Origin of the sequence: Streptomyces sp. URMC 123 (assembly GCF_051386515.1) — a bacterium.
GTDB lineage: Bacteria > Actinomycetota > Actinomycetes > Streptomycetales > Streptomycetaceae > Streptomyces.
The window spans coordinates 1-692 of the sequence record NZ_JBPQTV010000676.1; the positions used below are offsets into that span (position 1 = coordinate 1).

At 73.4% G+C, this 692-nt stretch carries 1 protein-coding gene; it reads left to right on the top strand.

The window, feature by feature from the left end; all coding sequences use genetic code 11:
- Positions 1 to 692: EamA family transporter RarD (gene rarD / locus ACSNOD_RS31585; protein WP_436770502.1), on the top strand; the 692-nt coding region annotated here is incomplete at both ends.

A 692-nucleotide genomic window follows, 5' to 3' on the forward strand; every position in this document is an offset into this window, starting at 1 on the left:
GCACGGAGCACCGCGCCGGTCTGCTCCACGGCTTCACGGCCTACGGCCTGTGGGGCCTGTTCCCGCTCTACTGGCCCCTGCTGGAGCCCGCCGGCGCCGCCGAGATCCTCGCCCACCGCATGGCCTGGTCGCTGGTGGCCGTCGCCGTGGTGCTGATAGTGCTGCGCCGCTGGTCGTGGATACGCCCGCTGCTGCGGCAGCCCCGGCGGCTCGCTCTGATCGCCCTGGCGGCGACGATCATCTCGGCCAACTGGGGCCTGTACATCTGGGGGGTCAACTCCGGGCACGTCGTCGAGGCCGCCCTCGGCTACTTCATCAACCCGCTGGTCAGCATCGCCTTCGGCGTGCTGCTGCTGCGCGAGCGGCTGCGGCCCGCGCAGTGGGTGGCGGTGGGCACCGGCGTCGCCGCCGTGCTGGTCCTGGCCGTCGGCTACGGGCGGGTGCCGTGGATCGCGCTGGCCCTGGCGTTCTCCTTCGCGACCTATGGGCTGATCAAGAAGCGGGTGGGGCTGGACGGCATCGAATCGCTGGCCGCCGAGACGGCCGTCCAGTTCCTGCCGGCGCTCGCCTTCCTGGCGGTGGTCGGCGCCCAGGGCCGCAGCACGTTCGCCTCGGCGGGCGCGGGCCACGCGCTGCTGCTCATGGGCACGGGGGCGATCACCGCGCTGCCGCTGATCTGCTTCGGCGCGGCG